This window comes from Caulobacter sp. GW821-FHT09B11, assembly GCF_059418205.1.
The window spans coordinates 1-18,727 of sequence record NZ_JBWKPK010000011.1 but is presented as its reverse complement, the minus strand read 5'-3'; the positions used below and the strand labels follow the sequence as shown (position 1 = coordinate 18,727).

Annotated in this window: 14 protein-coding genes and 1 pseudogene; 12 read left to right on the top strand and 3 right to left on the bottom strand. The window is 70.4% G+C overall.

From position 1 onward, the window contains the following. Positions 1-103: 103 nt before the first annotated feature. The gene (gene aptA, locus AC07N1_RS10175; RefSeq protein ID WP_494671693.1) at positions 104-1,423 is read right to left on the bottom strand and encodes an omega-aminotransferase AptA; all 1,320 of its coding nucleotides are present in this window, start codon (positions 1,421-1,423) and stop codon (positions 104-106) included. Between the two features lie 88 nt (positions 1,424-1,511). Between aptA and AC07N1_RS10170 the strand changes: the two genes are divergently transcribed. From AC07N1_RS10170 to AC07N1_RS10140, 7 genes are all read left to right on the top strand, one after another. Then, positions 1,512-2,234, top strand: a complete 723-nt coding sequence (locus AC07N1_RS10170) for a GntR family transcriptional regulator (protein ID WP_494671692.1) — start codon at positions 1,512-1,514, stop codon at positions 2,232-2,234. A 13-nt stretch (positions 2,235-2,247) separates the two neighbouring features. Then, positions 2,248-3,738, top strand: coding sequence for an aldehyde dehydrogenase (locus tag AC07N1_RS10165; RefSeq protein WP_494671691.1), 1,491 nt, complete (start codon positions 2,248-2,250; stop codon positions 3,736-3,738). 5 nt (positions 3,739-3,743) lie between these two features. Further along, positions 3,744-5,189, top strand: a complete 1,446-nt coding sequence (locus AC07N1_RS10160; protein ID WP_494671690.1) for an NAD-dependent succinate-semialdehyde dehydrogenase — start codon at positions 3,744-3,746, stop codon at positions 5,187-5,189. Between the two features lie 181 nt (positions 5,190-5,370). Continuing rightward, positions 5,371-6,738 (top strand): aspartate aminotransferase family protein, encoded by a 1,368-nt coding sequence (locus tag AC07N1_RS10155; RefSeq protein ID WP_494671689.1) that lies wholly within the window; start codon positions 5,371-5,373, stop codon positions 6,736-6,738. Further along, on the top strand, positions 6,735-8,114 hold the full coding sequence (locus AC07N1_RS10150) for a glutamine synthetase family protein (RefSeq protein WP_494671688.1): 1,380 nt from the start codon (positions 6,735-6,737) through the stop codon (positions 8,112-8,114). The genes AC07N1_RS10155 and AC07N1_RS10150 overlap by 4 nt, the downstream gene beginning before the upstream one ends. Positions 8,115-8,180: 66 nt before the next feature. Next, the gene (locus AC07N1_RS10145; RefSeq protein WP_494671687.1) at positions 8,181-9,287 is read left to right on the top strand and encodes an ABC transporter substrate-binding protein; all 1,107 of its coding nucleotides are present in this window, start codon (positions 8,181-8,183) and stop codon (positions 9,285-9,287) included. A 190-nt stretch (positions 9,288-9,477) separates the two neighbouring features. Beyond that, a complete protein-coding gene (locus AC07N1_RS10140) occupies positions 9,478-11,256 on the top strand; it encodes an AMP-binding protein (RefSeq protein WP_494671686.1) in 1,779 nt (592 codons plus the stop codon). Positions 11,257-11,285: 29 nt separating this feature from the next. On the opposite strand, the pseudogene AC07N1_RS10135 reads toward AC07N1_RS10140, so the two are convergent. Further along, positions 11,286-11,384 (bottom strand): annotated as a pseudogene (locus tag AC07N1_RS10135) (hypothetical protein); the annotation flags it as partial. Positions 11,385-11,395: 11 nt separating this feature from the next. On the opposite strand from AC07N1_RS10135, the gene AC07N1_RS10130 reads away from it, so the two are divergent. After that, complete coding sequence (locus AC07N1_RS10130; protein WP_494671685.1) at positions 11,396-12,934, top strand: acetolactate synthase large subunit; 1,539 nt, start codon at positions 11,396-11,398, stop codon at positions 12,932-12,934. Between the two features lie 333 nt (positions 12,935-13,267). Here the strand turns inward: AC07N1_RS10130 and AC07N1_RS10125 are convergent, their stop codons facing one another. Further along, on the bottom strand, positions 13,268-14,605 hold the full coding sequence (locus tag AC07N1_RS10125; RefSeq protein WP_494671684.1) for a hypothetical protein: 1,338 nt from the start codon (positions 14,603-14,605) through the stop codon (positions 13,268-13,270). A gap of 197 nt (positions 14,606-14,802) precedes the next feature. On the opposite strand from AC07N1_RS10125, the gene AC07N1_RS10120 reads away from it, so the two are divergent. From AC07N1_RS10120 to AC07N1_RS10105, 4 genes are all read left to right on the top strand, one after another. Further along, positions 14,803-15,882: an MBL fold metallo-hydrolase gene (locus AC07N1_RS10120; protein ID WP_494671683.1), complete on the top strand. Its 1,080-nt coding sequence runs from the start codon at positions 14,803-14,805 to the stop codon at positions 15,880-15,882. A 131-nt stretch (positions 15,883-16,013) separates the two neighbouring features. Next, a complete protein-coding gene (locus AC07N1_RS10115) occupies positions 16,014-16,475 on the top strand; it encodes a MarR family winged helix-turn-helix transcriptional regulator (protein WP_494671682.1) in 462 nt (153 codons plus the stop codon). Then, positions 16,472-17,257, top strand: coding sequence for an enoyl-CoA hydratase (locus tag AC07N1_RS10110; RefSeq protein ID WP_494671681.1), 786 nt, complete (start codon positions 16,472-16,474; stop codon positions 17,255-17,257). The genes AC07N1_RS10115 and AC07N1_RS10110 overlap by 4 nt, the downstream gene beginning before the upstream one ends. 169 nt (positions 17,258-17,426) lie before the next feature. Further along, positions 17,427-18,386 (top strand): SDR family NAD(P)-dependent oxidoreductase, encoded by a 960-nt coding sequence (locus tag AC07N1_RS10105; RefSeq protein WP_494671680.1) that lies wholly within the window; start codon positions 17,427-17,429, stop codon positions 18,384-18,386. Positions 18,387-18,727 lie beyond the last annotated feature (341 nt).

The following is an 18,727-nucleotide window of genomic DNA, read 5'->3' as shown; positions in this document are numbered from 1 at the left end:
CCAGAGGGGGAGGATCTAGTCCGAGCAGATGCTCCCCCTCTGGGGGAGCTGTCGCGTAGCGACTGAGGGGGCCGCCGCAGGCGGACGACGGCGCGGACGCCTTTCACTCCACCGCCGCCAACACCTTTCGGATCGTCTCGACCACCCGATCGATCTGGGCCTCTTCGATGATCAGCGGCGGCGAGAGGGCGATGATGTCGCCGGTCACCCGGATCAGCAGGCCCTGGTCGAAGGCGGCCTCGAAGGCTTCCATGGCCCGAGCTGTCGGCGCGCCGGAGCGGGGCGCAAGCTCGATGCCGGCGATCAGGCCGAAGTCGCGGATGTCGATGACGTGGCGGGCGTCGGCCAGCGAATGGACGGCGGCGCGCCAGTAGGGCTCGATGGCCAGCGCGCGCTCGAACAGGCCCTCGCTCTGGTAGATTTCCAGCGTCGCCAGGCCGGCCGCGCAGGCCAGCGGGTGGCCCGAATAGGTGTAGCCGTGGAAGAGCTCGATGGGGCTGTCGGCGCCGTCGAGCATGGTCTCGTAGATCGCCGTGCTGGCGGCCACGGCGCCGGCCGGCACGGCGGCGTTGGTCAGGCCCTTGGCCATGCACAGCAGGTCGGGCGTCACCCCGAAGCGGTCGGCGGCGAAGGGCGCGCCGACCCGGCCGAAGCCGGTGATCACCTCGTCGAAGATCAGCAGGATGTCGTGCTTGTCGCAGATCGCCCGCAGCTTCTGCAGGTAGCCCTCGGGCGGCACCAGCACCCCGGTCGAGCCCGAGACCGGCTCGACGATGACGGCGGCGATGTTGGAGGCGTCGTGCAGGGCGACGATGCGTTCGAGGTCGTCGGCCAGGTGCGCGCCGTGCTGAGGCAGGCCCTGGGCGAAGACGTTCTCGGGCAGGCCGTGGGTGTGGGGCAGGTGGTCGACGCCGGTCAGCAAGGACCCGAAATAGAGCCGGTTCTTGGGGATGCCGCCCACCGAGATGCCGCCGAAGCCGACGCCGTGATAGGCCCGCTCGCGGCCGATCAGCCGGGTCTTGGTCCCCTTGCCGCGGGCGCGGTGGTAGGCCAGCGCGATCTTCAGGGCGGTGTCGACCGACTCCGAGCCGCTGTTGGTGAAGAAGATCCGGTCCAGGCCCTTCGGCGTCACCTGGGCCAGGCGCGAGGCGAAGGCAAAGGCCAGCGGATGGCCGAGGTTGAAGCTGGGCGCATAGTCCAGCTCGCCGGCCTGCTTGCGGATCGCCTCGGTGATCTGCTCGCGGCCGTGGCCGGCGTTGACGCACCACAGACCCGAGGTGGCGTCGAGGATCTCGCGACCGTCGGGCGTCTGGTAGTGCATGCCCTTGGCGCCGGCGAGCAGGCGTGGATTGGCCTTGAATCGCCGGTTGGGCGTGAACGGCATCCAGTAGGCGTCGAGGTCGTTGGCGCCGAAGTCGGGCATGCGGGAGGTCCTTCGCGAGAACTTGCATTGTGATCGCAATTATCGGCTAGCTGGCAAGCCCTGGATTGCATCGCGGAGAGGAGGGGACATGGCCGAGCCGAAAACGCGCCGTCCCCTGGCCGATTCCACGGCGGTGCATGACCAGGTCTATGACTCCATCCGCCAGGCCCTGATCACCGGCAAGATCGCTCCTGGCGTCGGGGTTTCCTTGCGCAGTCTCGCCGCCGAACTGGGCGTCAGCCCCATGCCGGTGCGCGACGCCGTCCGCCGCCTCGTCGCCGAGCGGGCCCTGGCGATCAACCCCGCCAACAAGCGGCTCAGCGTGCCATCCCTGACCGCCGAGCGGCTGGAGCAGCTGGAGCTGGCGCGGCAGTGGATCGAGCCGGAACTGGCCGCCCGCGCCGCGCCCAGGGCCGATGAAGCCTTGGTGCGCAAGCTGAAGCTCATCGACCAGGAGCTGGAGGAGGCGCTGCGGGTCGGCGATGTCGACGGCTACATGGTGGCCAACCACGCCTTCCACTTCGCCATCTACGAGCGGGCCGGGGCCGAGGTGCTGCTGGCCATGGTCGGCGGGCTGTGGCTGCAGATCGGGCCGTTCATGCGGGTGGTGTTCGGCCGGGTCGGCACCGGCAGCCTGCCGGCCGACCGCCACGCCGAGGCGATGGACGCCCTGAAGGCCCGCGACGCCGACGGCGCCCGCCGGGCCATCGCCGCTGACCTGTCCGAAGGCATGGACAAGATGCGGGCGGCGGTGGGCGGCGAGTCCGGCTTGACAGCGCCCGCGACGGCGCAAACTGTGATCACAATTTGATGAGGCCCTCCGCGTGACCGTGCCCGCGTCCATCTCCGAACAGCTGCGTCGCCTGGCCCTTCCCGGGCGGGCGGTGATCGACGGCGCCCTGGTCGAGGCGGCCTCGGGCGGGACGTTCCCCAATGTCGGGCCGCGCGACGGCAGGGTGCTGAACCGGGTGGCCGCCTGCGACGTGGCCGATGTCGAGCGCGCCGTGGCCGCCGCCCGCGCCGCCTTCGAGGACGGCCGCTGGCGCGACCTGCCTCCGCGCCAGAAGAAGAAGGTGCTGTTCCGCCTGGCCGAGCTGATGGAGCGCGACGCCGAGGAACTGGCCCTGCTGGAGAGCCTGGACGTCGGCAAGCCGATCCGCGACGCCCGAGCCGTCGACATCCCGCTCGCGATCAACACCACCCGCTGGTACGCCGAGGCCCTCGACAAGGTCTATGGCGAGGTTGGCGCCTCGCCGGCGGACCGTCTCTCCTTCGCCACCCACGAGCCGCTGGGGGTGATCGGGGCCATCGTGCCGTGGAACTTCCCGCTGCACATGGCGATGTGGAAGGTCGCGCCCGCGCTGGCCATGGGTAACTCGGTGGTCCTCAAGCCGGCCGAGCAGTCGCCGTTGACGGCGCTGAAGCTGGGCGAACTGGCCCTCGAGGCCGGGTTGCCGGCGGGCGTGCTCAACGTGATCCCCGGCTTCGGGGCGATCGCCGGCCAGGCGCTGGCGCGGTCGATGGACGTTGACATGATCGCCTTCACCGGCTCGGGCCCGACCGGCCGCCGGCTGATGGAATATGCGGCCCAGAGCAATCTCAAGCGCGTGTCGCTGGAGCTGGGCGGCAAGTCGCCCCAGATCGTCTTCGCCGACTGCCCCGACCTGGATGCGGCCGCCCAGGCCGCCGCCTGGGGCGTGTTCTATAACCAGGGCGAGGTCTGCACGGCGGCCTCGCGCCTGCTGGTCGAGGCCTCGATCAAGGACGAATTCCTTGAGAAGGTGGTCGCGGTGGCGCGCACCATCCAGGTCGGCGACCCGCTGGATCCCGAGACCGGCTTCGGGGCCATGGTCAGCGAGCGGCAGATGAAGACCGCACTTTCCTATATCGACAAGGCCCGCGAGGAGGGCGGCGATCCCGTGCTCGGCGGCGCCCAGGTGAGGGCCGAGACCGGCGGCTTCTATGTGGAGCCGACCATCTTCGACGACGTGAAGCCGGAGCACCGCCTGGCCAAGGAAGAGGTGTTCGGACCCGTCCTGGGCGTGCTGAGCTTCACGGGCGAGGAGGAGGCCTTCGCCCTGGCCAACGACACGGTCTATGGCCTGGCCGCCGGTCTGTGGACCAGCGACATCAATCGCGGGCTCAAGGGGGCGCGGAAGCTCAAAGCGGGCCTCGTCTGGGTCAACGGCTGGGACGCCTGCGACATCACCATGCCGTTCGGGGGCTTCAAGCAGTCGGGCTTCGGCCGTGACCGCAGCCTTCATGCGTTGCACAAGTACGCCGACCTGAAGTCGGTGTCCGTGACGCTGAGGTAGCCCATATGACCGCCCTGAACCTTGTCGAAACCGCCGCCCTGATCGACGGCCTCTGGATCGAGGGAGACGCGACCTTCGCCGTCACCAATCCTGCCGACGGCGAGACGATCGCCGACGTCGCCGAACTGGGCGCGGCCGAGACGCGGATTGCCATCGAGGCGGCGCATCGGGCCTTTCCCGGATGGGCGGCCAGGACGGCCAAGGAGCGGGGCGCGATACTGCGCCGGTGGAGCGACCTGATGCTCGCCCACGCCGACGACCTGGCCCGGCTGATGACCGCCGAGCAGGGCAAGCCGCTGGCGGAGTCGAAGGGCGAGGTGGCCTATGGCGCGTCGTTCATCGACTGGTTCGCCGAGGAGGCCAAGCGCGGCTACGGCCACACCATTCCGACGCCGGATCGCAGCAAGCGCCTGGCCTCGATCAAGCAGCCGATCGGGGTGTGCGCGGCCATCGCGCCGTGGAACTTCCCCATCGCCATGATCACCCGCAAGGTCGGCCCGGCCTTGGCGGCCGGATGCACCGTGGTGGTCAAGCCGGCCGCCGAGACGCCGCTGTGCGCCCTGGCCATCGCCCGGCTGGCCGTCGAGGCGGGCGTGCCGGCCGGCGTGCTCAACGTCGTCACGGGCACGGACTCCAGCGCCATCGGCAAGGCCCTGTGCGAGGACGGCCGGGTGCGCAAGCTGTCGTTCACCGGCTCGACCCCGGTGGGCAAGATCCTCTACGGCCAGTGCGCCGGCACGATGAAGAAGCTGTCGCTGGAACTGGGCGGCAACGCGCCCTTCATCGTCTTCGACGACGCCGATCTTGAGGCCGCCGTCGACGGGGCCATCGCCAGCAAGTACCGCAACACCGGCCAGACCTGCGTCTGCGCCAACCGCCTGATCGTCCAGGCGGGCATCCACGACGCCTTCGTGGCGCGCCTCTCCGAGAAGGTGGTGGCGATGAAGGTCGGGCCGGGGACTGGCGAGGGGGTCGTGATCGGTCCGCTGATCAACGAGAAGGCCCTGATCAAGGTCGAGGCCCTGGTGCGCGAGGCCGTCGAAGGCGGGGCGCGGGTCGAGGTGGGCGGCGAGCGTCACGAGCGGGGCGGGCTGTTCTACCAGCCCACGGTGCTCTCCGGCGCGACGCCGGACATGCGGCTGTTCAACGAGGAGATCTTCGGGCCGGTCGCGCCGATCGTGAAGTTCCACACCGAGGACGAGGCGGTCACTTTGGCCAATGCCACGCCCTTCGGCCTGGCGGCCTATTTCTACAGCCGCGACGTCGGCCGCTGCTGGCGCGTGGCCGAGGCCATCGAGGCCGGCATGGTGGGCGTCAACGAAGGCCTGATCTCGACCGAGGTGGCGCCGTTCGGCGGGGTCAAGGAGTCGGGCCTGGGCCGCGAGGGTTCGTCCGAGGGCCTCGATGAGTATTTCGAGACCAAGTACCTTTGCTTCGGCGGGGTGGGATGACCTCGTCGCGCCGCCATTTCCTTTTTCCCGTCATTCCCGCCCTTGTGGCGGGAACCCCTCTGTCCGCCGCAAGGGCAGATGGGGCGATGTGCGCGCGCACATCGCTGGCGCTTCACCTGCGGGCTGAACCAGGGTTTCCCGCCACAAGGGCGGGAATGACGGGAGATGGGAGAGCGGCGCGATGATCGCCGAACTCTCGCGCCCTTCGACCCTCCCCGACCTCCTCGCCAGCGAACGCGCCAAGTTCCTGGCCGAGCATCCGCGCAGCGTGGCGATGGCCAAGGCGGCTGCGCAGGTGTGGCGCGGGGGCGTGCCTATGCACTGGATGGGCGACTGGGCCTGCCCCAGCCCCATCTTCGCCGCTCAAGGCGTCGGAGCGCAGGTCACCGACGTGGATGGCAAGCTCTACGACGACTTCTGCCTGGGCGACACGCCGTCGATGTTCGGCCATGGCGACGCCTCGGTGGCGGCGGCCGTCGCCGACCAGGCCAGGCGCGGGGCGGGGTTCATGTTGCCGACCGCCTCGGCGGTGATCGTCGGCAAGCTGCTGGCCGAGCGGTTCGGCCTGCCGCTGTGGCAGGCGGCGACCACGGCCAGCGACGCCAACCGCGCGGCGATCCGCTGGGCGCGGGCGGTGACGGGGCGGCCGGTCGTGCTGGTGTTCGACGGCTGCTACCACGGCATGGTCGAGGACGCCTTCGTGGTGCTGAAGGACGGCGCGGCGGTCATGAAGCCCGGCCTGCTGGGCCAGGTGCAGGACCTGACGGCCACCACCCGCGTCGTCCCGTTCAACGATCTCGAAGCCCTGGCAGCGGCCCTGGCCCCCGGCGACGTCGCCGCCGTGCTGGCCGAGCCGGTGATGACCAATTGCGGGATGATCCTGCCTGATCTCGGCTTCCACGACGCCCTGCGCCGGCTGACCCGCGAAGCCGGGACCCTGCTGGTCATCGACGAGACCCACACCATCTCGACCGGCCCCGGCGGCTACACCAAGGCGCACGGCCTGGAGCCCGATGTCTTCGTGCTGGGCAAGGCCGTGGCCGGCGGCGTGCCGGCCGCCGTCTGGGGCGTGACGGGCGAGCTGTCGGCGCGGATGGACGAGGCCCAGGCGCGGATCGGACCGGGCCAGTCGGGGATCGGCACGACGCTGTCGGGCAATGCCCTGGCCATGGCGGCCATGCGGGCCATGCTCTCCGATGTCATGACCGACGCGGCCTATGCGAAGATGCTGGCCGGGGCGCAGCGGCTGGTGGCCGGGCTGCGCGGCGTGATCGAAGCGCGGGGCCTGCCGTGGTCGGTCGTCCATGTCGGGGCGCGGGTGGAGCTGGTCTTCGCCGATCCGCCGCCGCGCGACGCCGCCGCGATGCGGAAAGTTCTGGACCAGGATGCGGTGGAAGCGCTGCATCTGTGGCTGATCAACCGAGGGGCGCTGATCGCGCCTTTCCACAACATGATGCTGGTCTCGCCCGTCACCGATGACGCGGCGATCGATAGGTTGGCGGCGGCGATCGACGGATTCGCCGAGGCCTTCGGGGAGTTGCAAGCATGAGCGCCGTCGCCGATCCGCAGGAGTGCCGCGACTTCCTCGCCGCCCATCCGCAGGTGAAATATGTCGAGGTGTTCTTCACCTCGATGACCGGGGTGCCGCGCGGCAAGCGCCTGCGGGTGCACGAGCTGCCGGCGATCTACGACTACGGCCGGTTCCTGCCGGGCTCGATCCTGGTGGTCGACACCGTCGGGGCCGATTGCGAGGACACGGGCCTAGTCTGGGAAGACGGCGACGCCGACCGCCGCGCGCGGCCCGTGCCGGGAACCCTGACCCTGGCGCCCTGGCTTGGTCCCGACGTCGCCCAGGTGATGCTGTCGCTCTACGAGCTGGACGGAACGCCCAACGATCTGGATCCGCGCCACGTGCTGCAACGGGTGCTCGACCGCTACGCCGCCGACGGCCTGACCCCGGTCGCGGCCTGCGAGCTGGAATACTACCTCGTCGACATCGAGCGCGGCCCGAACGGTGAGCTGCTGCCCGCCAAGTCGGTGCTGACCGGCCAGCGGCCGACCGGCATCCAGGTCTATGGCCTGCCGGAACTGGAGGCCAACGCCCCGTTCCTGCGCGAGCTGTGGGACACCGCCGACACCATCGGCGTTCCGCTGGAGGGGGCGATCTCGGAGTTCGCCCCGGGGCAGGTGGAGCTGACCCTCAAGCACAAGCCCGACGCCTTGCGGGCCTGCGACGACGCCCTGCTCTACAAGCGGATGGCCAAGGGCGTGGCCCTGCGCCACGGCTGCGAGGCCACCTTCATGGCCAAGCCCTGGGCCGACCGGGCCGGCAACGGCTTCCACGTGCATGTCAGCTTCAACGACGCCGATGGCAACAATCTCTGCGCCGACGAGGACACGGAAGGCTCCCAGATGCTCAAGCACGCCATCGGCGGCATGAAGCAGCTGCTGGGCGAGGGCATGGCGATCCTGGCGCCGAACGCCAACAGCTATCGCCGCTTCAAGGCCAATTCTTACGCGCCGGTCGCGGCGACCTGGGGCGTCAACAATCGCACCGTCAGTCTGCGGGTGCCGGCCGGCCCGGCTCCGACCCGCCACGTCGAGCACCGCGTGGCCGGGGCCGACGGCAATCCGTACCTGGTCATGGCCGTGCTGCTGGCCAGCGCCCACCATGGCCTGACCAACAAGGTCGATCCGGGCCCGGCGGTGGTCGGCGACGGCTATGCGGCCGCCGCCAAGGAGAAGTCGCGCCTGCCGTCCAACTGGTTCGCCGCCGTCGACCTGTTCGATAAGTCCGAGGTGCTGCGCGACTATCTGGGCGACCGCTTCGTGGACATGTTCGTGTCGGTCAAGCGCACGGAACAGGCGCGCTTCTTCGAGGTCGTCACGGAGCTGGATTTCGATTGGTACCTCCGCAACGCCTGATGGCGGAGTGGGGCTTGGGTTGAACCGCCGGTGTGGGCCGGGAACGATAAGGGGAGTTTCGAGACCATGAGCACGATCACCCAACGCGGCCTGCAGAAGGCCGGCCTGAACCGCCGCTCGCTGCTGACCGCCACCGGCGCGGCGGCCATCGGCCTGACCTTCACCGCCTGCGGCGAGAAGCCGGCGGCGAGCGCCGGCGGCGAAGAGGCCAAGCTGAACTTCTACAACTGGGACACCTATATCGGCGAGACGACCCTGGGCGACTTCAAGAAGGCCACGGGCGTCGACGTCAACATGAGCCTGTTCGCCACCAACGACGAACTGTTCGCCAAGCTGAAGGCCGGCAATCCGGGCTTCGACGTCATCGTGCCGTCCAACGAGTTCGTCACCCGCATGGCCGAGGCCGGCATGCTGGAGCCGCTGGACCACGCCAAGATCCCGAACATCAAGAACATCGACCCGGCCTTCATGGACCCGGACTACGACAAGGGCCGCAAGTTCTCGATGCCCTACACCTGGCTGGTGCTGGGCATCGGCTATCGCAAGAGCAAGGTGAAGGGCGTTCCCGACAGCTGGAAGTGGCTGTTCGACAGCAACCAGTACGCCGGCAAGATCGGCCTGCTGTCGGAAAGCGCCGACCTGGTGCGCCTGTCGGCCAAGTATCTGCGCCACTCGGTCAACGCCATCCCGGCCGACCTGCTGCCGAAGATCGAGCAGATGCTGATCAAGCAGAAGCCGTTCGTGAAGGCCTTCCACGACGACAACGGCCAGGACTTGCTGCTGTCGGGCGAGGTGGATGTCGTGCTCGAGTATAACGGCGACATCGCCCAGGCGATGAAGGACGACGACGACATCGACTTCGTCGTGCCCAAGGAAGGCTCGCTGATCAACTCCGACACCTTGTGCATCCCCAAGGGCGCGCCGCGTCCGAACAACGCGCACAAGTTCATCAACTACCTGCTGGACGCCCAGGCCGGCGCCGAGATCAGCAAGACCATCCTCTATCCGACGCCCAACGCCGCGGCCAAGGCGCTGATGCCGGAGGACTACAAGAACAACAAGGTGATCTTCCCGCCCGCCGACATCATGTCCAAGTGCGAGTACGGGGCCTTCGAAGGGGCGGAAAAGGCCAGCCTCTACGAGGAGATCATCACCCGCGTGCGGGCGGCTTAAGGCCGGCGATCCTCCCCCTCTGGGGGAGGTGGCCCGGAGGGCCGGAGGGGGGACGGTTTCAGCTTCCGCAACGCTGCCCGTTCTCCCCCCACCGATCGCTCTCGCGATCGCCTCCCCCAGAGGGGGAGGTTCCTGGCGAACGCCGCTCGACGAGGATTGAACGGCCGTTCGACGCGCTCCATAACAGGGCATGGTCACCCTCGTCAGCGCTCCGTTCCGTGACGCCCGCTATGCGCAGCGCGCGCTGGAGGTCGAAAAGCACGGCGAAGCGCTGATCCTGCGCAACCCCATGCCCTATTCCGACGCCATGCGGACCACCACCGCCCCGCTGGCCCGCTGGGCCGTCGAGGCGCCCGACCGGGTGTGGCTGGCCGAGCGGGACGGCGACGGCTGGCGGACGATCACCTACGGCCAGGCCGCGCCGCGCATCGCGGCCCTGGCCGGCGGGCTGGCGGCGCTGGGCCTGTCGCGCGGCAGGCCGCTGCTGATCCTGGCCCGCAACGGCATAGACCACGCCCTGATCGCCTATGCGGCCATGAGCCTGGGCGCGCCGGCCGCGCCGGTGTCGCCGCAGTACGGGCTCGCGGGCGCCGACCTCTCGCGCCTGGCCCAGGCGGTGGAGCGGATCCGGCCGGCGGCGGTCTATGTCGACGACGCGGCGGCCTTCGCCACGGCCCTGGACCATCCCGCCATCGACAGCCTGCCGGTCATCGCCAGCCGCACCCCCCGTCCCGGCGACCAGCCGCTGGAGGCGCTGCTGGCCAGCCCGCCGGCCGCCGACGTCGCCCAGGCCGACGACGTCGCCAAGCTGCTGCTGACCTCGGGCTCGACCGGGCGGCCCAAGGCGGTGATCTGCACCCACGCCAACATCGCGCTGAACGCCGCCCAGATCGAGGCCTGCTACGCCGACCCTGATCCGCCGGTGCTGGTCAATTCCGCGCCCTGGAGCCACAGCCTGGGGGCCAACGCCATACTGCACATGGTGCTGCACCGGGGCGGCACGCTCCATATCGACACCGGCCAGCCCGTGCCCGGGCGCTTTTCCGAGACGCTGCGGAACCTGCGCGAGGTCTCGCCGACCTATCACAACATGGTGCCGGCCGGCTGGGGCCTGCTGGTCGGCGAGCTTGAGCGCGATCCCTTGCTGGCGCAGACCTTCTTCGCGCGGGTGCGGGTGTTGCAGTACGGCGGCGCGGCCATGGCCCAGTCGATCCTCGACCGGGTGCAGGCCGTGGCCCTGGCCGTGACCGGCGAGCGCATCACCTTCGCGGCCGGCTACGGCGCCACCGAGACCGGGCCGACCGCCTGCAACATCCATTGGCTGAACGCCCGCTCGGGGATGGTCGGCCTGCCGACGCCGGGCACGGCGGTGAAGCTGGTTCCGGCGGGAGAAAAGCTTGAGATCCGGGTCAAGGGCCCGCAGGTCTCGCCCGGCTATCTGGACCAACCCGACGCCACGCGCGAGGCCTTCGACGAGGACGGCTTCTACCGCCTGGGCGACGCGGCGCGGCTGGCCGATCCGGACGATCCTTCGGCGGGCCTCGTCTTCGACGGACGCCTCGTGGAGAACTTCAAGCTGGCCAGCGGCACCTTCGTCGCCGCCGGCGCCCTGCGGGTGGCGGCGATCTCGGCGATCGGCGGGGCGGCGAGCGACGCCGTGGTCTGCGGCGAGGGCCGCGAGGGCGTCGGGCTGATGCTGTTCCTGGAGCCGCGCACCTGCGAGCGCATCGGCGACGCGGCCGCCGTGCGGGCGGCGGTGCGGGCCGGGCTGGAGCGCTTCAACGCCGACGCCAGGGGCGGCGGCCGCGTGGCCCGCGCCCTGATCCTGCCCGGCGCCCCCGACGCCGCCAGCGGCGAGCTGACCGACAAGGGCTACATCAACCAGGCCCTGGCGCGGGAGCGGCGGCCGGCGGAGATCGAGCGGTTGTTCGCGGTCGTACCCGATGAAGACGTGATGGCGTTTGATTGATCTAGAAAGATCGTCATCCCGGACGGCGTAGCCGATCCGGGACCCAGGGGCCGGCGCACTGCCGCTTGCCCCTGGTCCCGGCTCTCCGCTTCGCTACGGCCGGGATGACGCGCGTTGTTGTTAGGCAAGGAAGAACCAAATGAACGGCGCCGACGCCCTGATCACCACCCTGGCCGACAACGGCGTGACGGCGTGCTTCGCCAACCCCGGCACCAGCGAGATGCAGTTCGTCTCGGCCCTGGACCACGAGCCGCGCATGCGCTCGATCCTGTGCCTGTTCGAGGGGGTGGCCACCGGGGCCGCCGACGGCTATGGGCGGATCGCGGGCAAGCCGGCCTGCACCCTGCTGCACCTGGGGCCGGGCTACGCCAACGGCGCGGCCAACCTGCACAACGCCCGCCGGGCCTTCACCCCGATCGTCAACGTCGTCGGCGACCACGCCACCTATCACCGCGGCTTCGACGCCCCGCTGAACAGCGACATCGCCGCCCTGGCCGCGCCCAACTCGCTGTGGGTGAAGTCGGCCGAGAGCGCCGACAGCGTCGGGCCGCTGGCCGCCGAGGCGATCACGGCATCCTATGGGACGCCGGCCGGCAACGCCTGCCTGATCCTGCCCGCCGACGCCGCCTGGAACGAGGCGACGGTGCACGGCGGGGTCGCCGAGATCCCCGCCCCCGGCGCTCCCGACGAAGAGACGATCGCCGCCGTCGCCCACGCCGTGAAGGCGGCCAAGGCGCCGGTGCTGCTGCTGGGCTCGGGCGCCTGCCGCGCCGACGGCATCGCCGCCGCCGGACGGCTGGCGGCCCTGGGGATCCGGGTGCTGACCGACACCTTCACCGCCCGCCAGGCGCGCGGCGAAGGCCGCTTCCGTCCCGACAAGCTGCCCTATTTCGGCGAGCAGGCCCTCAAGGAACTCGACGGCGCCGACCTGATGGTGCTGGTCGCCACCGAGCGACCGGTGGCCTTCTTCGCCTATCCCGACCGGCCCAGCGTGCTGGTTCCCGAGCACTGCGGGCTGGAGACCCTGTGCGGCCGGGGCGACGCCGCCGCCGCCGCCCTCAACGCCCTGGCCGACGCCCTGGAAGCCCCCGTCGCCGGTCCGGCCGAACCCTACGCCCCACCGGCCGCCCCGGCCGGCAAGCTGGACGCCTGGGCGATCGGGGCCAGCATCGCCCGCCACATGCCCGCCGATACCGTGATCTCCGACGACGCGGTGACCGCCGGCCTGCCGATCTTCACCCAGACCCGCGCCGCCCGCGCCCACGACTGGCTGTCGCTGACCGGCGGGGCGATCGGCCAGGGCATCCCGCTCGCCATCGGCGCGGCCGTGGCCCGGCCGGACGCCAAGGTCCTGGCCCTGACCGGCGACGGGGCGGGCATGTACACGGTGCAGGGCCTGTGGACGATCGCCCGCGAGCGGCTCGACGTGGTGGTCGTGGTCTTCGCCAACCACGTCTACCGCATCCTCGGCATCGAGCTTTCCCGTACCGGCGCGGGCGCGGTGGGTCCGGCGGCCGGCAAGCTGCTCGACATCGGCGATCCCCGCATCGACTGGGTGGCGGTGTCGCAGGGACTGGGCGTGCCCGCCGAGCGGGTGGAAACGGCCGAGGCCTTCGACGCGGCGTTCGAACGGGCGATGGCGGCCAAGGGGCCAAGGTTGATCGAGGCGGCGCTTTAGGCTTCCCCGACGCAAGGAACCTCCCCCTCTGGGGGAGGTGATCGCGAAGCGATCGGTGGGGGGAGTGTCTGCGAAGTCGGCCAGCGCCTCGCAAGCTGAAACCGTCCCCCCACCGGCCTTCGGCCGCCTCCCCCACGGGGGGAGGTTCCGCCGCGCCGCCCCCTCCGGCCCTCCGGGCCACCTCCCCCAGAGGGGGAGGATCTGGGTTCGCGCCGTCAGATGCTCCCCCTCTGGGGGAGCTGTCGCGGAGCGACTGAGGGGGTCTCCCCCGGACATAAAAAACCCCGCCGGTTCGCACCGGCGGGGTTCTTCGTCAGAGCTCGGAAAGAGCCCTTACTTCTTGACGTTGGTGGGCAGCTTGCAGCCGCCGCCGACGCCCTTGGCCTGCAGGCAGGACAGCAGTTCCTTGGGCTTGGGCGCGGGCGCGTTCAGCGGGTAGGACATCACCCAGCCCGGCAGGCCGTCGGCGCAGGCGACTTCGATGAAGCCGTCGGTCTCGGTGCGGCCGATGACCCGGGCGCCGGAAACTTCGCAGCTGCCCTTGCCGTAGCCCTTCAGGTCGGACCACAGGCGCGGGAACACCGCGTCCGGCTTAGTGTAGCTGCAGCGGAAGCCGTTCAGCTCCGAGAACAGGCAGTCATAGACGCGGTTCTCGGTGGGCGAGAACATGCCGATGCCGCCGTCCGGACGGTTCGAACACTTCAGCTCGACCACTTCCTTCTTGGGGTCGTTCGACGGGAACAGGCCGTAGGATTCGACCTTGCAGTCGAAGCCGGCCTTCTTGGCCAGGCTGGTGTAGAGGCCGGCCTGCTCGGTCTTGGCCGCGCGGCTGTCGGTCAGGGTGCACTCGGCGCCGCCCGGGGCGTTGGCGCAGTCGATGGCGCGGGCCAGGGCCCCGCTGGCCAGGGTCTGCTGCAGCACGTAGCCCTTGCCGTCCTGGCACGAGACTTCGAAGTAGTTGTCCGACTTGGTGGTCAGGATGTAGCGCTTGTCCTTCACCGCGCAGCCGTTGTTGGCGGCGGCGGCCAGGGTGTCGACGACCTGCAGCTGGGTGGCGCGGTCGGTCAGCTTGCACGAGATGTTGCCGGTTTCCTCGTACAGCAGGCAGCTGTTGGCCACCGCGCCTTCGAGCTTCATCGGAACCGGGATCTGGACGATATAGCCGGCGCCGCCCTTACAGGCGACTTCGAAGAACGAGTTGTTGTTGCCGGTGCCGATGGCGCGGGCGTTCTGCAGGTCGCAGGTCGCGTTGGCCTTGGCGAGGTAGGGCTTCAGGCCCTGCTTGGGATCGACGTTGGCGGGCAGCAGGCACTTCAGGCCCGATTCCTTGCCGTCGGCGCCGACCTGGCCGGTCTCGAGGCAGTTGAACGCCTGGGCCGGCGTGTCCTTCTTGGCGACGAGCGCGTAGCCCATGCCTTCCTGGCAGGCGACTTCGTAGTAGGAGGTGTTGGACTTCTTGTCGGCACCGATCAGGCGGGCGTCCGACACCTGGCAGGCCACGCCCGTCTGAGTGATCAGCGGCGGCGCTTCCTTCATTCCGGCTTCACGCGACTTGGCGTCGACGGCGGCTGCGGCGGCGGGCTTGGCATCCTTCGGCGCCGCAAGCGCGGCGGCCGGAACGAGCACGGCGACCGCGAGGGCGGCCGTCAGGCCGATCGCGAATGGCCTCATGTTGGTAGTCTCCTGGGGGTGAATTCCTCGCGGCGGACTTAAGCGCCCGCTTGCATCTAGGGTCAAGATGTCGTCCGACAGGGGCGCAATCATGGCGCGGCTTGGCCATAAAAAATGGGTGACTTGGCGCGCCAGGGTCAGGTGTGCGCGGCTGACCAGCCCGGGCGCGCGCCGACTACAGAGGGAGGAGACGGGCGATGAGCGACGGTTTCGAGGAGGCCGCGAGCGACGCGGAATCGCCGCGCCGGCCGCGCCTGGACTATCCGTTCGAGGTCGAGCCGGAGCCCGGCTCGGGCCAGGCGGTCGAGGTCGCGCCGGGGGTGCTGTGGCTGCGCCAGCCGCTGGGCGGCTCGCTGGGCTTCATCAACGTCTGGGTCCTTGCCGACGGCGAGGGCTGGGCGATCGTCGACACCGGCATGGCCACCAGGGAGACCAGCGGCGCCTGGAAGACCGCCTTCGCCGGGGCGCTGGAAGGGCGGCCCGTCACGCGGGTGATCGTCACCCACCTGCACCCCGACCATGTGGGCCTGGCCGGCTGGCTGACCCGCCGCTTCGACTGCCGGCTGTGGATGACGCGGCTGGAATACTTCCAGTGCCGGATGCTGGTGGCCGACACCGGCCGCGAGGCGCCCGAGGACGGGGTGCGGTTCTTCCGCGCCGCCGGCTGGGACGGCGACGCCATCGACAACTACAAGACCCGCTTCGGCGGCTTCGGCCGGGCGATCCACGCCCTGCCCGACAGCTATCGCCGCATCGAAGACGGCGAGACCTTCCGCATCGGCGCGCACGACTGGACGGTGGTGACCGGCCAGGGCCACTCGCCCGACCACGCCTGCCTGTGGTGTCCGGCGCTGGGCCTGCTGATCTCGGGCGACCAGGTGCTGCCGAAGATCTCGTCCAACGTCTCGGTGTTCCCCACCGAGCCCGACGCCGACCCCCTGACCGACTGGCTGGTCTCGCTGGCCAAGGTGAAGGCGGCCGTGCCCGACAGCGTGCTGGTGCTGCCGGCCCACAACGCCCCGTTCCGCGGCCTGCACGCCCGCATCGACCAGCTGATCAACGGCCACGAGCGCGGCCTTTCCCGCCTCAGGGGCAAGCTGGCCGAACCCAAGCGCGCCATCGATGCCTTCGGCGCCCTCTTCGCCCGGCCGATCGGCCCCGACGTGCTGGGCATGGCCACCGGCGAGGCCATGGCCCACCTCAACTGCCTGATCGGCCGGGGCCTGGCGGTGCGGGAGGCGGATGAGGCGGGCGTGGGGTGGTATCGGGCGGTTTAGTTCGCTCTTTTTCCTCCCGTCATTCCCGCCCTTGTGGCGGGAATGACGGGAGATGAGGATTGACGGCCTGTGCGGACCGGATCGCCAAAACACCCGTTTGATATTTCGCACACGAAGCATATAGTCGACGCATGTCGACGCCCCCCCCTCCTGCCCCCGATCGGCGCCTGTTCTTCCTGCTGGCTTCCGGCCATCGGCGCGTGCAGCGCTGGATCGAGGGCAAGCTGGCGACCGAGGGCAACGGTCTGACCGCCGCCCAGTCGGGGGTGCTGTTCTATCTGGGCGGGGCCGACGGGGCGCTGATCGGCGAGGCGGCCGAGGCGCTGGACCTGGCCCCCTCGGCCATGACTGGCCTCGTCGACCGCATGACCCGCGCGGGGCTGGTCGAGCGCCGGCCCGACCCGAAGGACGGCCGGGCCTTGCGCCTGCACCTGACCGACCACGGCCGCGCCGCCCGCGAGGAGGCGAAAGCCGGCCTCGCCCACCTCAACGCCCACCTCACCGAAGGCTTCACGGACGACGAGATCGCCGTGGTCGCCCGCTGGCTTTCGAGCCTGCAGACCAAGTTCCCCAAAGGAGACGTTACGCCATGACCGAGCCCGTGAAGACTGATCACGTGAAGATCGACCGCGAGGCCGGCGTCCTGACCATCACCCTGGCCCGCCCGGACAAGAAGAACGCCCTCAGCAACGCCATGTACGGCGCCCTGGCCGACGCCCTGGAGGGCGCCGAGACCGATCCGGAGATCCGGGTCGTGGTGTTCCAGGGCGACGGCGACAGCTTCAGCGCCGGCAACGACCTGGGCGACTTCGTGGCCCAGGCCACCGGCGCCTTCACCGAGGAGCGCCACGTGTGGCGGTTCCTGAAGGCCCTGGCCAACGCCACCCGGCCGCTGGTCGCCGCCGTCCACGGCCAGGCCGTCGGCGTGGGCACGACCATGCTGCTGCACTGCGACCTGGTGTTCGTGGCCCCCGACGCGCGCCTGACCGTGCCGTTCGTCAACCTGGCCCTGGCCCCGGAGGCCGCCTCCAGCTGGCTGCTGCCGGCCCGCATCGGCCACGCCCGCGCCTACGCCATGTTCGCCCTGGGCGAGGCGGTGGACGGAACGACCGCCGCCGCCTGGGGCCTGGCCAACGCCGTGGTCCCGGCCGACGAGCTGCGCGCCCGCGCCCGCGCCGCCGCAGACCAGCTGGCCAAGCGTCCGCTGGGCGCCCTGACCGTCACCAAGCGCCTGATGCGCGACGCCGAGGCCATCGCCGACCTGATGGACAAGGAAGGCGCCCTGTTCGCCGAGCGCCTGCAGACCGCCGAGGCCCGCGAGGCGTTCATGGCCTTCGCCGAACGCCGCGCGCCGGACTTCAGCAAGGCGGGGTAGAATGCAAAGATCCTCCCCCACTGGGGGAGGTGTCGCCAAAGGCGACGGAGGGGGGCCGTTTTCAGCTTCCGCTGATTGGGCCGGCTTCGCGGAAACTCCCCCCACCGATCGCTGCGCGATCGCCTCCCCCACAGGGGGAGGTTCCTCATGACCGACAAGGATCCTCGCCATGGCCGACCGCATCGTCTCGCCCTTCGGGGCCCGCAGCACCGCCGGCGAGGTGGTCGCCGGTCATGACCTCACGGGCCGGACGGCCATCGTCACCGGCGCGGCCACCGGCATCGGGATCGAGACCGCCCGCGCCCTTGCAGAAGCCGGCGCCCAGGTGGTGATCGCCGCCCGCAAGCCCGACCTGGGCGCGGAAGCCGTCGCCGAGATCGAGCGCACGGCCGGTCCCGGCAAGGCCCGTTTCGCCATGCTCGACCTCTCCAGCCTGGCCTCGGTGCGCGCCTTCGCCGACGCCTGGGGCGGCGCGCCGCTGCACCTGCTGATCAACAACGCCGGCGTCATGGCCTGCCCGCTCGCCTACACAGAAGACGGGCTGGAGATGCAGATCGGCACGAACCACTTCGGCCACTTCCTGCTGTCGACGCTTCTGGCGGAGCGGCTGGTCGAGGGGGCGCAGGGGTCGGGCGTCGCCTCGCGGCTGGTGTCGCTGTCGTCGATCGGCCACCGGCGTTCGGGCGTGGATTTCGAGGACCCGCACTTCCGCCACCGGCCCTACGACAAGTGGGAGGCCTACGGCCAGGCCAAGACCGCCAACAGCCTGTTCGCGGTCGGCTTCGACGCCCGGTTCAAGGACCGCGGCGTGCGGGCCAACGCCGTCATGCCCGGCGGCATCATGACCCCGCTGCAGCGCCACCTGCCGATCGAGGAGCAGGTCGCCCTGGGCTGGATCGGCGAGGACGGCAAGCCGCGCGACGGCTTCAAGACGCCGCAGCAGGGCGCGGCCACCAGCGTCTGGGCGGCGGTCGGCCCTGAGCTCGACGGCGTGGGCGGGCTCTATCTGGAAGACTGCAGGCAGGCCGCGGCCTGGACCAAGGACAAGCCCTGGGCGGGCGTGCTGCCGCACGCATTGGACCCCGACGCGGCCGAGCGGCTGTGGGCGCTGTCGGTGGAGACCACCTGAGTCCCCTCTCCCCCTGCGGGAGAGGGTGGCCCCCGCGAAGGCGGGGGTCGGGTGAGGGGTCTCTCAGAAATCAAAGCTGCATGCGGTGGTCAGGCCGGGTGGAGGGGCTCAGGTTTGAGAGACCCCTCATCCGACGGCTTCGCCGCCACCTTCTCCCGCAAGGGGAGAAGGGTCATGAAAAAGCCCCGCCGGTTCTCACCGGCGGGGCTCTTTCGTTTCAGCCGTCCGAAAGCCTTACGGATGGGCCGGGGCCGCGGTCGGCTTGTCGGCGGTCGCCGGGGCCGGAGCGGTCGCGGCGGCCGAGGCCGGGGCGCCGGCGGCGGGCGCCGCAGCGCCTTCAG

Coding starts and splice junctions, on each gene's coding strand:
- aptA (WP_494671693.1), bottom strand. CDS start 1,423: ATGCCCGACTTCGGCGCCAACGACCTCGACGCCTACTGGATGCCGTTC.
- AC07N1_RS10170 (WP_494671692.1), top strand. CDS start 1,512: ATGGCCGAGCCGAAAACGCGCCGTCCCCTGGCCGATTCCACGGCGGTG.
- AC07N1_RS10160 (WP_494671690.1), top strand. CDS start 3,744: ATGACCGCCCTGAACCTTGTCGAAACCGCCGCCCTGATCGACGGCCTC.
- AC07N1_RS10155 (WP_494671689.1), top strand. CDS start 5,371: ATGATCGCCGAACTCTCGCGCCCTTCGACCCTCCCCGACCTCCTCGCC.
- AC07N1_RS10150 (WP_494671688.1), top strand. CDS start 6,735: ATGAGCGCCGTCGCCGATCCGCAGGAGTGCCGCGACTTCCTCGCCGCC.
- AC07N1_RS10145 (WP_494671687.1), top strand. CDS start 8,181: ATGAGCACGATCACCCAACGCGGCCTGCAGAAGGCCGGCCTGAACCGC.
- AC07N1_RS10140 (WP_494671686.1), top strand. CDS start 9,478: ATGGTCACCCTCGTCAGCGCTCCGTTCCGTGACGCCCGCTATGCGCAG.
- AC07N1_RS10130 (WP_494671685.1), top strand. CDS start 11,396: ATGAACGGCGCCGACGCCCTGATCACCACCCTGGCCGACAACGGCGTG.
- AC07N1_RS10125 (WP_494671684.1), bottom strand. CDS start 14,605: ATGAGGCCATTCGCGATCGGCCTGACGGCCGCCCTCGCGGTCGCCGTG.
- AC07N1_RS10120 (WP_494671683.1), top strand. CDS start 14,803: ATGAGCGACGGTTTCGAGGAGGCCGCGAGCGACGCGGAATCGCCGCGC.
- AC07N1_RS10115 (WP_494671682.1), top strand. CDS start 16,014: ATGTCGACGCCCCCCCCTCCTGCCCCCGATCGGCGCCTGTTCTTCCTG.
- AC07N1_RS10110 (WP_494671681.1), top strand. CDS start 16,472: ATGACCGAGCCCGTGAAGACTGATCACGTGAAGATCGACCGCGAGGCC.
- AC07N1_RS10105 (WP_494671680.1), top strand. CDS start 17,427: ATGGCCGACCGCATCGTCTCGCCCTTCGGGGCCCGCAGCACCGCCGGC.